At 34.8% G+C, this 3,577-nt stretch carries 5 protein-coding genes; all 5 read right to left on the reverse strand.

The window, feature by feature from the left end; translation table 11 throughout:
- Positions 1-109: 109 nt before the first annotated feature.
- On the reverse strand, positions 110-496 hold the full coding sequence (gcvH, locus tag U9Q18_07335; protein ID MEA3314171.1) for a glycine cleavage system protein GcvH: 387 nt from the start codon (positions 494-496) through the stop codon (positions 110-112).
- A 54-nt stretch (positions 497-550) separates the two neighbouring features.
- Entirely contained in the window at positions 551-1,354 is an 804-nt protein-coding gene (rsmA, locus tag U9Q18_07340; GenBank protein MEA3314172.1) for a 16S rRNA (adenine(1518)-N(6)/adenine(1519)-N(6))-dimethyltransferase RsmA, read from the reverse strand.
- The gene (locus U9Q18_07345) at positions 1,324-2,301 is read right to left on the reverse strand and encodes a 3D domain-containing protein (protein MEA3314173.1); all 978 of its coding nucleotides are present in this window, start codon (positions 2,299-2,301) and stop codon (positions 1,324-1,326) included. The genes rsmA and U9Q18_07345 overlap by 31 nt, the downstream gene beginning before the upstream one ends.
- Complete coding sequence (locus U9Q18_07350; protein MEA3314174.1) at positions 2,288-2,950, reverse strand: hypothetical protein; 663 nt, start codon at positions 2,948-2,950, stop codon at positions 2,288-2,290. The genes U9Q18_07345 and U9Q18_07350 overlap by 14 nt, the downstream gene beginning before the upstream one ends.
- 55 nt (positions 2,951-3,005) lie before the next feature.
- On the reverse strand, positions 3,006-3,577 hold a 572-nt coding region (locus U9Q18_07355), incomplete at its 5' end, for a tRNA (adenosine(37)-N6)-threonylcarbamoyltransferase complex transferase subunit TsaD (protein ID MEA3314175.1).

Genomic DNA, 3,577 nt, shown 5'->3' on the forward strand with positions numbered 1-3,577 from the left:
TCTTATATTTTCAGGAATATCTTTTATAAGTTCATTAAAAGAAGAAACACCTATTTCCTTTAACATCCCCTTTTTTTCGTTATCTGTATTCGGGATGTATTTCATTTTATCACTCTTTCCGGTATTCTGAATATTCCTCGGCACTCATTAAATTATTTACTTCACTCGAATCCTCGACCTTTATCTTCACTATCCACCCCTTGTCATAAGGATCTTGATTGATGATTGACGGAGTACTAACAACATCTCCATTTACTTCAATTACTTCTCCTGAAACAGGTGCATTCAAATCTGAAGCAGCTTTTACAGATTCGATTGTTGTAAATACTTCACCTTGTTTCACTTTCTTTCCTTTGGCCACTTCTTCAAGGTATACAATATCCCCAAGTTTGTCCTGAGCGTAATCAGAGATGCCAACTGTCGCGATGTCCTCATTTAAACTTACCCATTCATCTGACTTTGCATAAAAAATACCTTCCTTTAATTTATAGCCCATAATAAATGCCTCCCATCAAAAATTTTCATATTCTACTACAAAAACGTTAAATTCTCAATACAGATTCTTTGAAACACGAATAAATTCTTCGAGAGAAAGATTTTCCCCGCGAATTTCAATGGGCAAGCCAGCATCAATAATTGCATTCTTTAAAATATCCCCATCAAAATCTTTCTTTAACGCATTAAATAAGGTCTTTCTTCTTTTAGAAAATGCCCCTTTAACTACACGAAACAATAAATCCTCGTTTACAGATTGGGGGGTATCTGTCCTCCTTACCAAATTAATAAGCGTAGAGCTCACAAGGGGCATAGGATAGAAAAAATGAGGGGGAAATGTTTTCAAGAATTGTTTCTTAAAAAAGAAGTCCGTAAATATAGTAATGGACCCGTAATCTTTATTGCCCGGACCGGCAAGAAGTCTTTTAGCAAATTCTTTTTGAAACAACAAAACTGTTCTATTTATTGTTTTAGTTTTTGCAATTTTTACAATAAGTGAGGAAGATATATTAAAAGGAATATTGCCAAATAATTCTTCCACATCCCACTGTGAAAAATCAACCTTTAACGCATCCTGCATCACAATTTCAATATTTTCATGCCGAGTATCTTCATAATATGGTTCAAAACGCTTGTCTTTTTCTATCGCAATAATTTTTTTTGCTCTCTCTGCAACAGAATTTGTAATAAAAAGAAATCCCGGACCAATCTCTAGATATATCCTGTCACTCGCAGGATTTATTGCATCTCTAATATAAAAAATGGCAGAACGATCTATAAGAAAGTTCTGCCCCAATCTCTTTGAAGAGTAAAGAGAATATTTTTTTATCAGTAATCTAATTTGCTTGGAAATTTCCATTTGCCTGGAAGTAAGTAAACAGTAACTGCTCTTCTACCCCATTGTAATGCATCATCTGTTGAATAAAAAAAGACATCAATGATATTCCCTTTTATTGCGCCACCGGTATCGCCTGCAACAGCATACCCGTATCCTTTCACATAAAGAAGACTTCCCAATGGAATCACATTGGGATCTACAGCCACAACACCAACGCCGCTCCTTAATCCAGATGCTGTAACCCAGGGATTACCATCTGTTTCTATAGCGCGTGGAGAATAAGCAGTTGCAATCATTTCGTATTTTTTTAAATAATCACCACTAAAAGAAGCTTGTCCTACTTCATATAATTGAGATATTGCTGGCTTAACAACTTTTTCGCCCAATAAGTCATCTGTAATCTTTTTCCCACCAAAATAAACAGTATAAAATTCCTTTTCAAGCATTCCATCTGAGCCATTTCTAAATTTTACAACCTTTCCTTTTTCAAGAAGTCGATTTTCCCTATAAACTATTGTAAATGGAATAACAACTTCAACTTTTCTAACAACTTCTACATAATGCTTTACAATAATTTCTTGGTTATCATAAATTCTGCTTTCTAAATCACAATTTATATAGTCCTTGTCTCCAATATCAATATTCTTCTCATTGAGTAGCTCCTGAACAGTCTTTTTTTCTGTAAAAAATGACATCTTTTTCCTGTCCACTATTAAATGTACCGGTCTCGTTCGCCTAATAACAATTTCGCCCCTATAAAGTGTTTCGACAAGTCTGGGAATTACAACATCATTCTCTCCTATACCTATTTTTGCTTTGCTTAGTATTTCATTGACAGTAAGAGCTTTTGCAGAAAAAACCCGAGTTACATCAGCACCATCAACAATTGAATATGAGTGAATAAAAAACAATGAGCAGGAAAAAAGGATAAAGACGGAAAGCAATATAATTTTACTAATTTTTTTCATTGCTTTTTCTCTCTTTAAGCTGCTTTTCAATTGATTCAAGCCGCATATCTATACCTTTTAAGGTGCGAAGAAGCTCTCCCATCCAATCAATATCAAAATCACGAATTGAAACAGGAGTTAATTCGCCAACGTCTTCTAATTCATCCACCTCTAACCCATTAATTTGAGCTACAAGTGAAAGCTTATTTTTCGCAATAAGCTCACTTTTTGCTGATTTTCCAACAAGTCTCGTAAGAAAAATCGTAGGAAAAAAATAATAAATCCCACCGTCATCTGTTATAAGATTTGCCCCTTCACAAAAACTTATAAGTGACAATGGAGAAATTTGAAGTATATCTCCATTACTTAAAACAAAAAGTATGGATAGCTTTTTTTTGTCATTATTTTTAATACGTGCAAACTGAAAAATCACCTTTTTGTTTATTTTAATTCCTTCGTCCCAGAAAATTTGTCTTGCTATCTCAGGGAATACCTTTTTGAACGTCTTATCAGCCGTTTTTACAAAGTGAACAAGAAAAATAGAATAACCTGTATAAAAGATACCATTCTCTTCATCCAGAACTTTAGTTTCTCTTATCTTCTCCTTTAATATTTTTTTTGAAGCACGGTTAACAGTTAAAAAAGCACCTTTCAATGTCTTTACTCGCATTAAACCTCCTCATAAATTAACATAACTAAGATGGTAGTTTAACAAAAATAGAATTTTATGCAAGTTTAAGCCTTGATACAGCATCCAGACAAAGATCACTTGTTTGTCCCGCTTTATATCGCATAGCACCTGCCATTGCAATCATTGCGGCATTATCCGTAGAGAGATTTGGCCCAGGGAAATAAACATCCATGGGAGATTTCTTCACAAACTTTTCTCGTAGCCTCTTATTCGCCGATACCCCTCCTACTACGCCGATAGCTTTGACATTAAAGTCCTTTGCAGCACAGAGTGTCCTCTGAACAAGTATATCAGTCAATGCTTCCTCAAAGCTTGCAGCAATATCACTAATATGGTTTTCTATTTCATTTTTATGCTGATTCAAATAATAAATCCCTGCAGTTTTTAATCCACTATAACTAAACTCATACGGAGAACCTTTAAAATTTAATCGAGGAAAACGGTAAAAATAAGGATCTCCTTTGCTACCAAGCCTTTCAATGGCAGGGCCTCCCGGGTAACTATATCCCAAAGCCCGCGCAAACTTATCAAGCGCCTCACCTACTGCATCATCTCTTGTTTTCCCTATCAATTGATACGAGAGATGTTTCTTCATCAAAACAAGTT

The sequence above is a fragment of the Caldisericota bacterium genome (assembly GCA_034717215.1).
In the GTDB taxonomy this organism is placed as follows: domain Bacteria; phylum Caldisericota; class Caldisericia; order Caldisericales; family Caldisericaceae; genus UBA646.

What these genes read in the sequence shown, in the direction of transcription:
- U9Q18_07345 (MEA3314173.1), bottom strand. Translation starts at nt 2,301, where the DNA reads ATGAAAAAAATTAGTAAAATTATATTGCTTTCCGTCTTTATCCTTTTT.
- U9Q18_07350 (MEA3314174.1), bottom strand. Translation starts at nt 2,950, where the DNA reads ATGCGAGTAAAGACATTGAAAGGTGCTTTTTTAACTGTTAACCGTGCT.
- gcvH (MEA3314171.1), bottom strand. Translation starts at nt 496, where the DNA reads ATGGGCTATAAATTAAAGGAAGGTATTTTTTATGCAAAGTCAGATGAA.
- rsmA (MEA3314172.1), bottom strand. Translation starts at nt 1,354, where the DNA reads ATGGAAATTTCCAAGCAAATTAGATTACTGATAAAAAAATATTCTCTT.